At 62.6% G+C, this 1,427-nt stretch carries 2 protein-coding genes; one reads left to right on the forward strand and one right to left on the reverse strand.

Going from position 1 to position 1,427, the window contains the following annotated elements; translation table 11 throughout:
* On the forward strand, positions 1–354 hold a 354-nt coding region (locus EN939_RS39100; protein WP_245473092.1), incomplete at its 5' end, for a cytochrome d ubiquinol oxidase subunit II.
* A gap of 183 nt (positions 355–537) precedes the next feature.
* Here the strand turns inward: EN939_RS39100 and msrA are convergent.
* Positions 538–1,269 (reverse strand): peptide-methionine (S)-S-oxide reductase MsrA, encoded by a 732-nt coding sequence (gene msrA / locus EN939_RS14685; RefSeq protein ID WP_127268581.1) that lies wholly within the window; start codon positions 1,267–1,269, stop codon positions 538–540.
* Between the last annotated feature and the right edge of the window lie 158 nt (positions 1,270–1,427).

Consider the following 1,427-nt stretch of genomic DNA (forward strand, 5'->3'; position numbering starts at 1 on the left):
TGGTTCGTCTGGCCGGAAATGCTTTATCTGTCGCCGCTGCCGATCCTGTCGGCGTTTTTGTTCCTGTGGCTGTGGCGGCAGACCTTCCATCTGCCGAAGCCCGACGACCGCCATTCGCTGATGCCGTTCCTGACGCTGGCCGCCATCTTCGCGCTCGGCTTTGCCGGTCTCGCCTGGTCGTTCTACCCGTTCGTGGTGCCCGATCGCCTGACCATCTGGCAGGCGGCTTCCGCGCCGGAGAGCCTGGCCATCATCCTCGCCGGCACCGTGGTCGTGCTGCCGGTCATCATCTTCTATTCGTTCTATGCCTACCGGGTGTTCGGCGGCAAGGCGACGGATCTGACGTATGATTGAAGGGGATGGCGGGAGCTAATCTCCCCCCTCGAGGGGGAGATGTCGCCGAAGGCGACAGAGGGGGTCGCCACACGGAGAGCGCTAACCTCATTCTGTCGCAAGAGGCCGAGACCGGTCGAGCCGACCCCCTCTGGCCGCTTCGCGGCCATCTCCCCCTCAAGGGGGAGATTAACAGCGCTCAGCTCAATTGCTCGCCGACAGCACCAGCACCGGCTTGTCGCTGTAGAGCGCCGGGAACAGCGCCTTCAAATTCGCCACCTTGGGCAGGTCGTTGTAGACGATGTAGGGATAGGTCGGGTTCAGCGTCAGGAAATCCTGATGGTAATTCTCGGCCGGATAGAAGGTCTTGCCGGTTTCCAGCGTGGTGACGATCGGCTCCGGGAACACCTTGGCCTGGTCGAGCTGGGCGATGTAGCTTTGCGCGATCTTCTTCTGTGCATCGTTTTCGGCGAAGATCGTCGAGCGGTATTGCGTGCCGGAGTCCGGACCCTGGAAATTCAGCTGGGTCGGGTTGTGGGCGACCGAGAAATAGACCTGCAGCAGCTGGCCATAGGTCACCTTCGATGGATCGTAGGTGATCTCGACGGATTCGGCATGCCCGGTGCGGCCTGAGCCGACCGTCTCGTAGACGGCGGTGTCCTTGTCGCCGCCGGAGTAGCCGGAGACAGCCCTGGTGACCCCCTTGACGTGCTGGAAGACGCCCTGCACGCCCCAGAAGCAGCCGCCGGCGAAGATTGCCTTTTCAGTGCCGGCGGCCGCCTTCTCGTCGATTGCCGGCGGCGGGATCTTCACCGCGTCCTCGGCCGAAACCGCCGGCGTCAGCCAGAAGGCGGCGCCCGCTGCGGCAAGTGCAAGCGCGGCGAGGGCGCCTTTGACAAAGCCGAGCGAACGGTTTGAAATCTTGATGTTGGTCATGGTTGCACTCCTCGTGGCTTCCATAGGGATCAGTCTATTGCATCAAATAGTGCGGCGCGACGCACATTCGCGTGCGCCGAATGCGGAATCTTACCGTCAGCGCTGCCCCTCACTGTCCTGCCGGACATCTCTCCCCGCAAAACGGGGAGAGAGCAACT

Source organism: Mesorhizobium sp. M7A.F.Ca.CA.002.05.1.1 (assembly GCF_003998335.1).
Taxonomy (GTDB): domain Bacteria; phylum Pseudomonadota; class Alphaproteobacteria; order Rhizobiales; family Rhizobiaceae; genus Mesorhizobium.